Origin of the sequence: Lentzea sp. NPDC051208, assembly GCF_040682435.1 — a bacterium.
GTDB lineage: Bacteria > Actinomycetota > Actinomycetes > Mycobacteriales > Pseudonocardiaceae > Lentzea > Lentzea kristufekii.
The window spans coordinates 643,290-658,215 of the sequence record NZ_JBFBAW010000001.1 but is presented as its reverse complement, the minus strand read 5'-3'; the positions used below and the strand labels follow the sequence as shown (position 1 = coordinate 658,215).

The following is a 14,926-nucleotide window of genomic DNA, read 5'->3' as shown; positions in this document are numbered from 1 at the left end:
ACACTCAGGCCGGCACGAAGATCGCGCCGAGCCGATCGATCTCGGTGCCCGCCCGGCCGGTGAACCCGGCGATGCGCCAGCCCGCGGGTGCGGTGGCGGTGACCGTCTCCCCGGTCGGCTGCCCCGCCGAGCGTGTGCGCCCGCGGTTGGTGGTGAAGGCGGCCGAGAACACTCGTGTGTGGCCGTTGTACTTGCCCTGAGTCAGTTTCGCGGACACGAAGTGCTCACCCGGTTCGAGCGTGAGGGACGTGGCCGCGCCGCCAGAGCCGCCGTGGGTGAGCGTGGTGCCGTTCGTGAGCGTGGCCGCGATCTGGTCCAGCCTGCTGCCACCGCGCAAGGTGAGCGTGCGCACGGCACCGAGGTCGACCGCCGCGATGTCGGTGAACGGGCTTCCGTGCGGACCACCGGCTTCGGCGCTGAGCTGGATGTTCTCGTCCGCCGTCCAGTCGAACCGGGCGGCGATCGGGTAGTGGTCGGACAGCGGCTTTCCCTGCGCGTCGAGGAAGGCCGCGTTGTCGTTGCGGTAGTCCCGTGCGGTCAGCGTGATCTGCCGGTTGCCGCGGTAGAGGATCTTGTCGACCACCTCGCAGGAGTCGGTGACCGCCGCCGGGTCGCACACCAGGGCCGGAGCACCCGCCGCAGGTGCCTGGCCGCCGCGTTCGAGCTGGACCCACGCGTCGGTCAGGCCGTTGGTGGTGGCCAGCTCGCGGATGTTGTCGGCCTCGCGGGTGTAGCGGGTGTTGGTGTCGCCCATGACGATGACCGCGTTGCTCGCCGAGTGCGCGGCGATGTGGCGGGACAGCTGGGTGATGTTCGCCCTGCGCGCGGCCAGGTCGGCGGCCTCGACGCCCGCGTTGGGGTGCAGGTTGTACAGGTCGGCGGTCACCCCGGCCGCCAATGTGATCCGCTGGTAGGTGAACCCCTTGGGCGTGAGGCAGTCCGTGCCGTTGCAGGACGACCACTTCGTGCGTTCCAGGTCGCTGTAGGGCCGGTGCGACAGCGTGTTCAGGCCGCTGCCGAACGGGACGCCGCCGGTCGTGGGCGTGCGGTGGGCGTGGTTGTCGCCCGCGTACAGGGCTGCGTGGTAGTTGAAGTCCTCCTGGACGTTGACGATGTCGTAGGGCGCCAGTCGCGGGCTGATCAACGGTGTGTTCACGGCGGGGTCGCCGGACGACAGCGGCTCCGGCAGACCCGCCACGTTGTAGGTCAGCACCTCGAAGCTGCCACCGGTGGTGGCGTGTGCCGGCGTGACGAGCGCCGCCAGCACCACGGGGATCAGGAGCAGGGATTTGATCATCAGTTGCGCGTCCACTTCTGGTTGGCGGCGCCGCTGCACGTCCACAGCACGAGCTTCGTGCCGTTGGCCGTCGCCGCGTCGTAGGCGTCGAGGCAGAGACCGGACTGCACGCCGGTGATGGTGCCGTCGTCGTTGACGTTCCACTGCTGGTTGGTGCCACCGGTGCAGTCGTAGATGGCCACCCTCGTGCCGTTGGTCGTGCCGTGGTTCCACGCGTCGAGGCACTTGTTGCCGTAGACCACGAGTTCCTTGCGCGCGGTGTGCGTGAACGTCTGCTGCTCGCCGCCGTTGCAGTCCCACAACTGGACCTGCGTGCCGTTGGTGGTCGTGTTGCCGTTGATGTCGGCGCACCGGCCGGACTGCGAGCCGATCACCTCGGTGCCCGCCGTGCCGGGCAGTTCGCGCACCTCGACGGCCGTCACCCCGGCTCCGGACACCGTCAGGGAGTTGGTCCCCTTCGCCAATGACACGATCGCGGACACGGTGCCCCCGGGCGTCGGCGGAAGTGCCAGCGTGGTGGGGATCTGACCACCGTTGACCTGCAGGGTGCTCTGGCGGGGGACGCGGTCGCCGTTGGTGTACTCGAACGTGGCGACCGCCAGCCCGCCGGCCTGGGCGGTGATGCCGGTGGCGCGGGAGTTCACGACGGGGTAGGTGGCGGCGCTCGCCTCCGTGCCGGTGATGGACAGCATCACCGCGTCGCCCGCGGGGACCGTGACGCTGAGGCTGCCGTTGGTGATCGGTGTGGCCACGCCGCTCCACAGGTTCCGCGCGGCCGCCGTCCGGCCGGACAGGCCGAGATCGGCGAGCCTGACCGTCATGGTGGTGGAGGAGGACGTCCGGTTGAGCAGAGTCACCGCCCTGCGTCCGTTGCCGGACAACACCTTCGCGTAGACCTGCTGGTCGCGGACGTCCTCCGCGACCTCGACGGCGGGCAGGCCGCGCGGGTCCTGGCCCACGGCGAGCACCTCGCGGTTCGTCAGCACGGAGATCGTGCCGTCGTTCAGCTTCGTCAGGTCGTTGCCGAGCAGCATCGGTGAACCACCGATGGCCCACAGGCTCATGTGCACCCGGCTCGCCGCGGCGGACAGGCCGGGCATGCCGATCATCATCATGTCCGGGTCGTTGTAGTAGCCGGTGTGCTGGGCGGTCGGCCGCTGGTTCTTGTCGAAGTTCTCGTAGACCATGTCGATCGACGGTGTCTCGTGGGCGAAGACGATGTCCGTGCCCGTGCGCCACAACGGGGCCATGCCCGGCGCCCAGTTCCACGGGTCGTTCTTGCCCCACTCGCAGATCGAGAGCACCAGCTCACGTCCGGTGGTCGCGCTCGCCTTGGCGGCGGCGTCGCTGAGCGCACGGTAGGTGCTGGGCGCGTCGAGCTTCTCGACGTCGGCGCCGCACCAGTCGACCTTGACGTAGTCGAAGCCCCACTGGGAGAACCGCAGCATGTCCTGCTCGTAGTGCCCCTCGCTGCCGGTGCCGGCGTGCGGAGGACCGGGGGTGGGGAAGTAGTAGCCGCAGCCGTTCTTGCCCGCGTCGGTGTAGATCCCCGCCTTGAGCCCCTTTCCGTGGATGTAGTCGGCGATCGCCTTCATGCCGCCGGGCCACTGGGCCTCGTCGATCGTGATGTCGCCCGCGCTGTCGCGGGTTCCCTTCCACCAGCCGGAGTCGATGTTGACGTACCGGTAGCCGGCGGCCGCGAGCCCGGACGACACCAGTGCGTCGGCCTGCGCCTTGATCACGTTGTGGTCGATGTTCTCGAAGAAGGTGTTCCACGAGGCCCAGCCCATCGGTGCGGACGGCACCCGGACCTGGTTCGGGACGACGGCGGGTCCGGCCGAGGCAGCAGGGCCCCCGAACACGGTGACGGTGCTCAGAGCGATCATGAGAACGAGAAAGCGTGTGAACGTTAACATCGTTGTCGCAGGCTCACTTTCCGCTTTGCAGGGTGTTTTCGAGGAAAGAGCGTTCTGATAATGATGTGAGCGCTGACATACTGAGGGCGGCGAAGTTTGGCCGTCAACCGTCCGATGGCTGTTCGCGAAAGATTCGACGGATGCCTTCGACGGTGTGACAGAGGTTGTCCGGCAGGACAAACCCGACGTCAGCGGCCTGTCCACACCGGACAGGGTCCGGCGGTGGGCCAGTCGGCGGTGTCCTCGGGTGATCGGCTGGCTAGTGTCCGAATTCCGGGAGCGCTCCCAGAATTCCCCGGATCAGCCGAACATTTCCCCTGGAGGTCGTTGTGACCTTGCGATTTCTCCGAGCGGTGGTGACCGGTCTGCTGCTGGCGGCCTGTGTGGTCATCGCTCCCGCGGCGGCGAACGCCGCCGCTCCCACCCGAGTGATGGCGCTCGGTGACTCCATCACCGGCTCTCCGGGCTGCTGGCGGGCGCTGCTCTGGAAACACCTGCAGGACACCGGGCACACCGACGTCGACTTCGTCGGCTCACTGCCGGCGCCGGGCTGCGGCTTCACCTACGACGGTGAGAACGAGGGCCACGGCGGGTACCTCGCGACGAACATCGCGCGGGACAACCAGCTCCCCGGCTGGCTCTCCTCGGCCCGGCCGGACGTCGTGCTCATGCACCTGGGCACCAACGACGTCTGGAACAACATCCCCGCGAGCACGATCCTGAGCGCCTACAGCACGCTGCTCGGTCAGATGCGGGCGAGCAACCCGGCGATCAAGCTGGTCGTCGCCCAGATCATCCCGATGAACCCGGCGAACTGCTCCGCGTGCGGGCAGCGGGTGGTGGACCTGAACGCCGCGATTCCCGGCTGGGCAAGGGCGAACAGCACGGCGGCCTCGCCGATCACGGTGGTGGACCAGTGGACCGGGTTCAGCACCGCGGCCGACACCACCGACGGCGTGCACCCGAACACCACCACCGGCATCCAGAAGATCGAGAGCCGCTGGTACCCGGCGGTCGTGGCCGCGCTGGGGGCCGAACCCCCGGCCGCGGTGGGTCTGCACGTCGAGGGCGCACAGGTCGTCGAGGGCAACGGCACCCCGTTCGTCATGCGCGGCGTGAACCACGCCCACGTCTGGTACCAGTCGCAGACCAGGGCCTTCGCGGACATCAAGTCCTTCGGCGCCAACACGGTGCGCGTCGTGCTCGGCAGCGGTCAGCGGTGGGGCCCGACCCCGGCGGCGGAGGTCGGGAGCGTCATCGGACTGTGCAAGCAGTCGAAGCTGATCTGCGTGCTGGAGGTCCACGACACCACCGGGTACGGCGAGCAGAGCGGGGCCGCGACCCTCGACCAGGCGGCCAGTTACTGGATCAGCGTGGCGAGCGCGCTCAAGGGGCAGGAGAACTACGTCGTCATCAACCTGGGCAACGAGCCGTTCGGCAACAACGCCCAGGTCAGTGCCACCTGGGCGAGTGCGACGAGCAGCGCGATCAGCCGGTTGCGCGGAGCCGGTCTGCAGCACCTGCTGATGGCAGACGCGCCGATGTGGGGCCAGGACTGGGGCAACATCATGCGCGACAACGCGGCGTCGGTGCTCAACGCCGATCCGCAGCGCAACACCGTGTTCTCCATCCACATGTACGGCGTCTACAACACCGCGGACAAGGTCAACGCCTACTTCGACTCGTTCAAGTCGGCGGGGCTTCCCCTGGTGGTGGGGGAGTTCGGGCACAACCACAGCGACGGCGACCCGGACGAGGACACGATCCTGGCTCAGGCGCAGGCCCGCGGCCTCGGTTACCTCGGCTGGTCGTGGAGCGGCAACAGCAGCGACGTCGCGTACCTCGACATGGTCAACTCCTTCGACCCGGCGAGCCTGACGCCGTGGGGCCAGCGAATCCTCAACGGCGCCAACGGAATCCGGCAGACCTCGAAGGAGGCCACGATCTACGGCGGCACTCCTGGTGACACCCAGCCGCCGTCGACGCCGGGCACCCCGGCGGCGTCGGGCGTGACGTCCACGGGCCTGACGCTGAACTGGACGGCCTCGACCGACAACGTCGGCGTCACCGGCTACGACGTGCTCCGTGCCGTGGGCAGCGGCTCCTTCACGCAGGTCGGCACGACGGCGACGACCTCGTTCGCCGACAGCGGCCTCACCCCGTCGACCACCTACCGGTACCAGGTGCGGGCGAAGGACGCGGCCGGGAACGTGTCGGCGAGCTCCGGCATCGTGTCGGCGACGACCTCCGCGGGTGGCGGCACCGGTACCTGCAAGGTCGGCTACTCGGGCCAGAACTGGGGCGGTGGCAACGGCTTCACCGCCAGCATCGCCATCACCAACACCGGCACGAGCGCGATCAACGGCTGGACGCTGGCCTTCAGCTACGCGAACGGCCAGCGCGTGACCCTGCCCGGGTGGGGCGCGACGTTCGCCCAGTCCGGCGCCGCCGTCACCGCGACGAACCTGACCTGGAACGGCACTCTGGCGCCGAACGCGTCGACGACCATCGGGTTCAACGGCACGTTCAGCGGGACCAACCCGGCGCCGTCGTCGTTCACGCTCAACGGGAGCACCTGCACGATCGCCTGAGTTGGCATTTGCACGATTCAACAGGCTGTCCGATTGCGGACAGCCTGTTGTCGTGTGCCTTGACACACCTCCGCGCACCCAACACGCTGGGCCCGCTGCCGCGATTGAAACGTTTCATCCAGCGACGAAGGTGGAGGCGACGTGCGCAGACGGGTGTTCCTCAGGACGTCGGCGGTCGGGCTGACCGCCACCGCACTGCCGGTCGGGGCGGCGCACGCCGCACCGCAGGAGCAGGCGGGTGGGGTGCGCGTGGTGCGCACGACCGTGGAGTACGCGGAAACGTTGCTGGGCACGGACGTCACCGCGCCCCGGCTCGGCTGGGTCCTCGCGGCCGGCGGCACCGGTGCCCGGCAGACCGCCTACCAGGTCGAGGTCGGCACCGCGCCCGGACGTGCGGACGTCTGGCAGTCCGGCAAGGTCGGCTCCGACCGCACCACAGGGATCGTCTACGCGGGCAAGGAGCTGACACCGCGCACCCGCTACCACTGGCGCGTGCGGGTGTGGGACGGCGCGAACCGGCCATCGGCCTGGAGCACCACGAACTGGTGGGAGACGGCGCTGCTCGGCACGCCGTGGCAGGCGCGGTGGATCGGTGCCGAGGACACGTCGATCGGCTTCACCGGCGCGCGGTGGATCTGGTCGGCCACGACACCGGCCGAGAGCCGGTGGTTCCGCACCTCGGTCGACCTTCCCGCGGACGCGGTCAGGGCCAGGCTCGTCGCGACGGCCGACGACGACTTCACCTTGTACGTCAACGGGTCCGAGGTCCTGCACGTGCCCGAACAGGTCGACGTCTGGAAGGTCGGGCAGCGCGCCGACGTGACCCGCTTGGCAGGCCGGCGGATCGTGCTGGCCGCCCGCGCCACCAACAGGTCGGCGGGACCGGCCGGATTCCTGCTGCGCCTGCTGGTCGATCTTGCCGACGGTCAGCGCGAGGTCGTCACCGGACCGGGGTGGAAGGTCGCCGAGACCGAGCAGACCGGCTGGCACGCCCCGGACTTCGACGACTCGGCGTGGGCTTCGGCGACCGTGCTCGACCCGTACGGCCAGGGACCGTGGGGTGCGAACGTCACGGTGAAGGAGCAGCCGGCGCCGTTGCTGCGCAGGGAGTTCACGCTGACCAAGCCGGTCAAGCGGGCTCGGCTGTACGTCAGCGGCCTCGCCTACCACGAGACCGAGATCAACGGCCGCCGCGTCGGCGACCGGGTGCTCGATCCCGGCTTCACCGACTACGACAACACGGTCCTGTACGCGACGCACGACGTCACGAGCCTGGTTCGCAACGGCCGCAACGCCATCGGCGTGACGCTGGGCCGGGGCTTCTACGGCATGAAGACGCCGAACGTGTGGCGGTGGGAGCGACCGCCGTGGCACGACGAGCCGAAACTGCTGGCACAACTGGAGATCGACCACCCGGACGGCACGCGCACGACCATCACGTCGGACGAGCAGTGGCGCCTGACCGACGGCCCCACGGTGTCGAACTCGCTCTACACCGGAGAGACCTACGACGCCCGCCTGGCCCCGCGCGACTGGACGAAACCCGGCTTCGACGACGGCGCGTGGCAGCGCACCTCCGTCAGGCCGGCATCGAAGGGCGCGTTGAAAGCCCAGGAGCACGAACCGATCCGCGTCATCGAGTCGGTCACTCCTACTGTGAGCGTGCTCAAGCCCGGTGTCTTCGTGGCCGACATGGGCCGCACGATGTCCGGCTGGACCCAGCTCACCGTCACCGCCCCGGCGGGCACGGTGGTGCGGCTCAAGCACGGTGAGACGCTGAACTCCGATGGCAGCGTTCACATGGAGAACGGTCACGTCAGCGGTGGCCGCATCCAGCTCGACGAGTACGTCTGTGCCGGCGGCACGGAGACGTGGGAGCCGAAGTTCTCCTACAAGGGCTTCCGCTACGTCGAGGTGACCGGCCTGACGGCGGCACCGAAGCTGGTCGGCCGCCTGGTGCACTCGGACGTGCCGCAGGTCAGCACGTTCCGCTGTTCCGAGCCGTTGTTCGAGCAGTACGACGCCGCGATGCGCCGCACGGTCGCGAACAACCTGCACGGCATCCCCACCGACACCCCGACGTACGAGAAGAACGGCTGGACGGGCGACGCCCAGGTCGGTGCGCCCTCGATGCTCGCCGAGTTCGGCATGGCGAAGTTCTTCACGAAGTGGCTCGGCGACCTCGCGGACAGCCAGGACGCTGCCGGTCAGCTACCGGTGATCGTGCCGAGCGGCGGCTGGGGTTACCGCGAACTCGCGCCCGCTCCGGAGTGGACGACCGTGTACCCGTTCGTGCTACGCGAGATGTACCGGATCTACGGCGACGACCGGCTGCCGGAGCAGCACTGGCCGGTGCTCACCCGCTACCTGGACTGGGAGATCGGCAGGCTGCGCGACGGCCTCGCGGTCACCGCGCTCGGCGACTTCCTGCCGCCTGACTCCGGCGGCATCCCGCCGGAGGACACCCGGCTCACCGCGACCGCATACCTCTACCGGGCCCTGCTGCACACCGCCGAACTCGGTGACGTGATCGGCAAACCCGTCCCGCGGTACCGCGAGGTGGCCGCAAGCCTGTTGTCCGCGTTCAACAAGACGTTCCTGGACGACTACTACCGCACCGCGAAGGACACGGACTACCGGCAGACGTCCAACGCGATCCCGCTCGCGTTCGGCATGGTGCCCGCCGGCTCCGTCCAGGCCGTCGCGGACAGGCTCGCGAGGGAGGTCCGGGCGAACGGCAACCACGTCAACGTCGGCTGCCTCGGTGCCAGCGTGCTGCTGCAGGCGTTGGGCGACAACGGGCACGCCGACGTCGCGCACGCCATGGCCACCGAGCGGTCGTACCCGAGCTGGGGTCACTGGTTCTCGAACGGCGCCGACACCATGTGGGAGATGTGGGACACCGGCACCCGTTCGCGCAACCATTACTTCAAGGGCACCATCGCGCAGTGGCTGTACGAGCACGTCGCTGGTCTGCGGCCGGGCGACGCGGGCTACCGGACGTTCGTGGTCCGGCCTTCCGCGACCGCCCTGTCGTGGGCGCGGTTCGAGTTCGAGAGCGTGCGCGGACGCATCAGCGTGGCGTGGGCGAAGGTCGACGGCGTGCTGAGGCTGGCCGTCGAGGTGCCGGTGGGATCGACCGCCGAGGTGCACGTGCCGCATTCCAGCGGTGTCGCGGTCGTGAAGGTGCCGCACGGGCGGTGGAAATTCACCGGGGGAGGTAGCGCCGCAGCTGCTGCGACCGCCGTACCGGCTTCCTGAGGCCGCCAGCCGCGCAACGTGCCGCCACTACCGGAACAGGCGGATCGGCACCGCCTCCGCGAGCATCCGGTAGCCGGCCGGGTTCAGGTGCAGGTGATCACCGACGTCCGCGGCGGCCAGGAGCCGCCGCGGATCGGCCGGATCGCGCACGGCGGCGTCGAAGTCGACGACCGCGTCGAAGCGGCGGCTCGTGCGGATCCAGCGGTTGACGGTCTGCCTGGCCGACTCGCGCAAGCCGCCCGGATCGTCGTACCCGCTGCCGCCGAACGGGAGCAGGGTTGCGCCGTAGACCTGGATGTCGTGTGCGTGGGCGCGGTCGACGATCTGCTGGTAGGCGGCGATCAGGTCGTCGGCCACCTGTTTCTGGGCGGCTTCGGTCGCGGCGGCGGTGCCGATGTCGTTGACGCCCTCGAAGAGGATCAGCCACCGGACGGCGCTCTGCGCGAGGAGGTCGCGGTCCAGCCGGGCCAGCACGCTGGGACCGAGGCCGTCGTTGAGCACGCGGTTGCCGCCCGCGGCCTGGTTGAGGACCGCGACGTCCTTGCCGCGCAACCGGTCGAAGAGCTGGTTGGGCCAGCGGTCGTTGCCGTTGGTGGTCGAGCCGCGGCCGTCGGTCAGCGAGTCGCCGATCACGACCACGCCGGAGGCGTCCGCGCGCACCTCGACACCGCTGAGGAAGTACCAGTGGTCCGTGGGGGTCGCGTTCGGCAGGTCCGGGGATTCGACGTGGTTGCCCGCCACCAGGTGTGACGTGGTGCGCGAGCCGGGGTGCGAGGTGATCGCCGTGGACGCCTGGCCGCTGGCGAGGTAGACGGTCACGGTGAGGTTCGTGCCCGGAGCGAGGGTGAAGCCGAGCGGGTCGGACAGGACCAGCGCGCCGACCGGAACGTCCGCGGAGGGCCTGCCGCTGAACGTCACCCGCCGGACCGTGCCGGGCTGGACCGCGCTGACACCCGCGGCCGTCCACCGGCAGTGCGACGGTGACCGCGGTGATCGGCAGCACCGCCCCGCCGAACGCGTTGGAGAACCGCAACCGCATCCGCCGCCCGCCCACCGAGACCTGGACGGTCTGGCGCAGCGTGGCGTCCGCCAGCACGAGGTTGTCCTGGGTGAACGGCGGCGGTGGCATGTTGTGCGGTTCCGTCAGCTGTGGCATCGACGTCCACGTGGTGACCCAGCGTTCGCGCCTGGCATCAGCCCGGGCGACGGTGGGGACGAGTGCACCGGTGGCGGCCAGGCCGAGGAAAGAACGCCTGCGCATCTCCCACGTTCCTCTCGAAAAGGAGTGGAAAGGAAAGAAAAGAACCCCTGCAGCGAACCTAGGGGCGCGCGCGAACGAGAGTCAATCCACAGAGCCGGACGAATAATTTTCGAAACTTCCCGCGAAGAATCATCGCGGGAGGTAACGCCGCAAAGCCTGTGAACGCCGGACGAGCTTCCTGAGGTCGGCCAGTGTGCCGTCGGCCGCGCCCACCGCACGCGCCTGCACCAGGACGTTGCCCAGCGCGGTCGCCTCGGCCGGGCCCGCCACGACGGGCAGGCCGCACGCGTCGGCGGTGAGCTGGCAGAGCAGCTCGTTGCGCGAGCCGCCACCCACGACGTGCACGACCTCGACCTCCTTGCCGGACAACCGCTGCGCGTCCGCGATCGCGTCGCGGTGAGCCAGGGCGAGACTGTCCAGGATGGACCGGACGATCTCGGCCCGAGTCATGGTCTTCCCGCACCACCGCTCGATCCGGGCGGGCATGTCACCGGGCGGGAGGAACACCGGGTCGTTGGGGTCGAACACCGAACCGGTCGCGTGCGCGGCTTCGCGCAGCAACGGTGCCAGCTCGGTGTCCCAGGTCCGCAGGCATTCCTGCAACAGCCACAAGCCCATCACGTTGCGGAGGTAGCGAACCGTGCCGTCCACGCCGCCCTCGTTGGTGAAGTTGGCGGCGCGGCTTTCGGCGGTGAGCACGGGTTCGGGGAGTTCGACGCCGACCAGTGACCACGTGCCGCAGGAGATGTAGGCGAACCGGTCGGTCTCTGCGGGTACGGCCACGACGGCGGACGCGGTGTCGTGCGACCCGACCGCGATGACCGGGATCCCGTTGTACGTACCGGCGAGGTCGCCTGGCCGGCGCAGCACCGGGAGGAGGCCTTGCAGTGCACGGGTCAGCTCGGGCGACCACTGTCCTGTCCGGACGTCGATCAGGCCGGTCGTGGTGGCGTTGGTGTACTCGGCGCCGCGTTCGCCGGTGAGCCAGTAGGAGATCAGGTCCGGGATGAGCAGCAGCTGGGAGGCCTGGGGGAGCAGCGGTTCGGCCATGAGCTGGAACATGGTGTTGAACGGCTGGAACTGCAGCCCGTTGATCTCGTACAGGCCGTCGGCCGGCTTGATCCCGTCGGTGCGGGAGTCGCGGTAGCAGACGGGATCGCCGAGCAACTCGCCCCGCGCGTCGAGCAGGCCGTAGTCGACCGCCCAGCTGTCGATGCCGATGCTGTCGACCTCACCGGCGAGCCGCAGCCCGGCCAGCACCTCGCGGTACAGGCCGGGCAGGTCCCAGTGCAGCGAACCGCGCCGGTGCACCGGGCCGTTGGCGAACCGGTGCACCTCCTCGATGTGAACGTGGCCATCGGTGACGACGCCTCGCACCACCCGGCCACTGGACGCACCGAGGTCGACGGCCGCGACCGCCGTCATCGCAGGAACGCCGCGGCGACACCGGCGTCGACCGGCACGTGCAGGCCGGTCGTCAGCGACAGGTCACCCGCTGTGAGCGCGAACACCGCCGCGGCCACGTGGTCGGGCAGCACCTCGCGCTTGAGCAGCGTGCGCTGGGCGTAGAACTCGCCGAGCTTCTCCTCCGGCACGCCGTAGACGGCGGCGCGCTGGGCGCCCCAGCCGCCGGCGAAGATCCCGGAGCCGCGGACCACGCCGTCCGGGTTGATGCCGTTGACGCGGATGCCGTCCTCGCCGAGCTCGGCCGCGAGCAACCGGACCTGGTGCGCCTGGTTGGCCTTCGCCGCGCCGTACGCGACGTTGTTCGGGCCGGCGAACACCGCGTTCTTGCTGGAGATGTAGATGATGTCGCCGCCCATGCCCTGAGCGCGCATGACCCTGGCGGCCTGCTGCGAGACCAGGAACGAGCCCTTGGCCATCACGTCGTGCTGCAGGTCCCAGTCGGCCTCGGTCGTCTGGTCGAGCGGTTTGGAGATCGACAGGCCGGCGTTGTTGACCACCAGGTCCACGCCGCCGAACGCGAGCACCGCCGCGCGGAACGCCTCGGCGATGCCCGCCGCGTCCGTGACGTCGACGGTCACCGGCACCGCCACGTCGGCGGAACCGATGCCTGAAGCGACTTCACGCGCGCTCTCAGCGTCGCGATCGGCGACCACGACGCACGCGCCCTCGGCCGCCAGCCGTTCCGCGACCGCCCGGCCGATGCCCGAACCGCCGCCGGTGACGAGTGCGACGCGGGTGGCCAGCGGCTTGGACTTCGGCATCCGTTGCAGCTTGGCCTCTTCGAGCGACCAGTACTCGATGCGGAACTTCTCGCGCTCGTCGATCGGCGCGTACCGCGAGACCGACTCGGCGCCCCGCATCACGTTGATCGCGTTCACGTAGAACTCGCCCGCCACCCGCGCGGTCTGCTTGTTCCGGCCGAAGCTGAACATGCCGACGCCCGGCACGAGCACGACGGCCGGGTCCGCACCGCGCATCGGCGGGCTGTCCGGCTCGGCGTGCCGCTCGTAGTAGGTCCGGTAGTCCTCGCGGTAGGCGGCGTGCAGGTGCCGCAGGCGCTCCACGACGTCCGCCACCGGTGCCACCGGTGGCAGGTCGAGCACCATCGGCCGGACCTTGGTGCGCAGGAAGTGATCAGGGCACGACGTGCCGAGCGCGGCCAGTGCCGGATGCCGTTCCCGCGACAGGAAGTCCAGCACCACGTCCGAGTCCGTGAAGTGACCGACCTGCGGGCTGTCCGTGGAGGCCAGGCCGCGGATCACCGGCGCGAGTTCGGCGGCCCTCACCCGCCGCTCCTCCGGGGACAGCGGCTCGTGGACCACTGGCCCGAACGGCTCCGCGCGGCCGTGGTCGTCGAGGTAGCGCTGCGCGGTCTGGATGATCTCCAGCGAGTGCGCCTCGCACTCCTCGCTCGTCGCACCCCACGCGGTGATGCCGTGCCCACCCAGGACGACGCCGATGGCCTGCGGGTTGTCCCGCTTGATCGCCGCGATGTCCAGGCCCAGCTGGAAACCCGGCCGTCGCCAGGGCACCCACGCCACGCGCTCGCCGAAGCACGCCTTGACCAGTGCCTCGCCGTCCGCCGCCGTCGCGAACGCGATACCGGCGTCCGGATGCAGGTGGTCGACGTGCGCGGCGTCGACGAGACCGTGCATGGCCGTGTCGATCGACGGCGCCGCGCCTCCCTTGCCGTGCAGGCAGAAGTCGAACGCGGCGACCATCTCGTCCTCGCGCTCCACGCCCGGATAGACCTCGGTCAGGGCGCGGAGCCGGTCGAGCCTCAGCACCGCGAGCCCGGACTCCTTCAACGTCCCGAGGTCACCGCCGGATCCCTTGACCCACATCAGTTGCACGGGCTGCCCGGTGACGGGATCGGTCTCCGAACCCTTCGCCGAGGTGTTGCCGCCCGCGTAGTTGGTGTTGCGCGGATCGGCGCCGAGCCGGTTGCTCCGCCCCAGCAGCGCTTGGACCTGCTCCATCACGCACCCCACCCGGCGGCCTCGCCACCGACTCGTTCCCGGACGATCTGCTCGGCGTACCCGGACCGCCGGTACGCGGCCATCGGATCGGGATCCAGTCCCATGTCCTCGCGCAGCTCCCGCAGAAGCGGGCGCACGTCGGTGTTGTAGGCGTCCATCAACGCGGCGTTCGCCTCCAGCACGTCACCGGCCCGCTGTGCCGCGTCCAACGCGCTGTGGTCGACGAGGAGCGCCTTCGCCGTGGCCTCCTGGACGTTGAGCACCGAGCGGATGATCGCCGGGATCTTCGGCTCGAGGTTGTGGCACTGGTCGAGCATGAACGCGATGCCGGCGGCGGGCTTCAGCGCGTCGGCCAGCACGATCTCGTGCATGATCCGGAACAGCTGGAACGGGTCGGCCGCCCCGGCCATCAGGTCGTCGTCGGCGTAGAAGCGCGAGTTGAAGTCGAACGCGCCGAGCTTGTCCGCCCGCAGCAGGAACGACACGATGAACTCGATGTTCGTGCCGGGGGCGTGGTGCCCGGTGTCGATCACGACCTGCGCCCGGTCGCCCAGTTGCAGGCAGTGCGCGAACGCCGTGCCCCAGTCCGGCACGTCGGTTGCGTAGAAGGCGGGCTCGAAGAGCTTGTACTCCAGCAGCATCCGCTGATTGGAGCCGAGGCGGTCGTAGGTCTCCCGCAACGCCTCGGCGAGCCGGTCCTGACGGGCGCGGATGTTGTCCTGGCCGGGGTAGTTCAAGCCGTCGGCGAACCACAGCTTGAGGTCGCGCGACCCCGTCTGGTCCATGATGTCGACGCACTCCAGCAGGTGCCCGATCGCCTTGCGCCGCACCGTCGCGTCCGGATGGCAGACGCTGCCGAGCTTGTAGTCGTCGTCCTGGAACACGTTGGAGTTGATGGCTCCGAGCGCGACACCTCGATCCCGCGCGTACTCAGACAACTTCCCGTAGTCGTCAACCTTGTCCCACGGGATGTGCAACGCCACGGTCGGCGCGATGCCGGTGAGCCGGTGCACCACCGCGGCGTCGTCGATCTTCTCGTACGGCGTGCGCGGAACTCCCTGCTGCGCGAACACCTTGAACCGGGTGCCGGAGTTGCCGTACGCCCACGACGGCGTCTCGATCCGCTGCTCGCGCAGCGCGTCCTTCACGCTCAT

9 protein-coding genes are annotated in these 14,926 nt (G+C 69.6%); 3 read left to right on the top strand and 6 right to left on the bottom strand.

All coding sequences use genetic code 11. The features are described 5' to 3' along the window. Positions 1–4: 4 nt before the first annotated feature. Positions 5–1,297, bottom strand: coding sequence for a jacalin-like lectin (locus AB0M48_RS02725; RefSeq protein WP_363835552.1), 1,293 nt, complete (start codon positions 1,295–1,297; stop codon positions 5–7). Beyond that, complete coding sequence (locus AB0M48_RS02720; RefSeq protein ID WP_363835551.1) at positions 1,297–3,183, bottom strand: ricin-type beta-trefoil lectin domain protein; 1,887 nt, start codon at positions 3,181–3,183, stop codon at positions 1,297–1,299. Before AB0M48_RS02720 ends, AB0M48_RS02725 begins: the two co-directional genes overlap by 1 nt. A gap of 359 nt (positions 3,184–3,542) precedes the next feature. On the opposite strand from AB0M48_RS02720, the gene AB0M48_RS02715 reads away from it, so the two are divergent. Both AB0M48_RS02715 and AB0M48_RS02710 read left to right on the top strand, forming a co-directional pair. After that, positions 3,543–5,804 carry a cellulase family glycosylhydrolase gene (locus AB0M48_RS02715; RefSeq protein WP_363835550.1) on the top strand — a complete coding sequence of 754 codons (2,262 nt, stop codon included), beginning with the start codon at positions 3,543–3,545 and terminating at the stop codon, positions 5,802–5,804. A 141-nt stretch (positions 5,805–5,945) separates the two neighbouring features. Next, a complete protein-coding gene (locus tag AB0M48_RS02710; RefSeq protein ID WP_363835549.1) occupies positions 5,946–9,065 on the top strand; it encodes a family 78 glycoside hydrolase catalytic domain in 3,120 nt (1,039 codons plus the stop codon). 27 nt (positions 9,066–9,092) lie between these two features. On the opposite strand, the gene AB0M48_RS02705 is transcribed toward AB0M48_RS02710, so the two are convergent. Continuing rightward, positions 9,093–9,983 (bottom strand): SGNH/GDSL hydrolase family protein, encoded by an 891-nt coding sequence (locus tag AB0M48_RS02705; RefSeq protein ID WP_363835548.1) that lies wholly within the window; start codon positions 9,981–9,983, stop codon positions 9,093–9,095. A 71-nt stretch (positions 9,984–10,054) separates the two neighbouring features. Between AB0M48_RS02705 and AB0M48_RS02700 the strand changes: the two genes are divergently transcribed. Beyond that, complete coding sequence (locus AB0M48_RS02700; protein WP_363835547.1) at positions 10,055–10,432, top strand: hypothetical protein; 378 nt, start codon at positions 10,055–10,057, stop codon at positions 10,430–10,432. Between the two features lie 23 nt (positions 10,433–10,455). On the opposite strand, the gene AB0M48_RS02695 is transcribed toward AB0M48_RS02700, so the two are convergent. Genes AB0M48_RS02695 through rhaI form a run of 3 tightly spaced genes read right to left on the bottom strand, consistent with a single transcriptional unit; the run spans position 10,456 to position 14,926 of the window. Then, a complete protein-coding gene (locus AB0M48_RS02695; protein WP_363835546.1) occupies positions 10,456–11,751 on the bottom strand; it encodes a rhamnulokinase family protein in 1,296 nt (431 codons plus the stop codon). Then, the gene (locus tag AB0M48_RS02690; protein WP_363835545.1) at positions 11,748–13,772 is read right to left on the bottom strand and encodes a bifunctional aldolase/short-chain dehydrogenase; all 2,025 of its coding nucleotides are present in this window, start codon (positions 13,770–13,772) and stop codon (positions 11,748–11,750) included. The genes AB0M48_RS02695 and AB0M48_RS02690 overlap by 4 nt, the downstream gene beginning before the upstream one ends. Continuing rightward, positions 13,772–14,926 (bottom strand): L-rhamnose isomerase, encoded by a 1,155-nt coding sequence (gene rhaI, locus AB0M48_RS02685; protein ID WP_363835544.1) that lies wholly within the window; start codon positions 14,924–14,926, stop codon positions 13,772–13,774. Before rhaI ends, AB0M48_RS02690 begins: the two co-directional genes overlap by 1 nt.

Coding starts and splice junctions, on each gene's coding strand:
- AB0M48_RS02725 (WP_363835552.1), bottom strand. CDS start 1,297: ATGATCAAATCCCTGCTCCTGATCCCCGTGGTGCTGGCGGCGCTCGTC.
- AB0M48_RS02720 (WP_363835551.1), bottom strand. CDS start 3,183: ATGATCGCTCTGAGCACCGTCACCGTGTTCGGGGGCCCTGCTGCCTCG.
- AB0M48_RS02695 (WP_363835546.1), bottom strand. CDS start 11,751: ATGACGGCGGTCGCGGCCGTCGACCTCGGTGCGTCCAGTGGCCGGGTG.
- AB0M48_RS02690 (WP_363835545.1), bottom strand. CDS start 13,772: ATGGAGCAGGTCCAAGCGCTGCTGGGGCGGAGCAACCGGCTCGGCGCC.
- rhaI (WP_363835544.1), bottom strand. CDS start 14,926: ATGAGCGTGAAGGACGCGCTGCGCGAGCAGCGGATCGAGACGCCGTCG.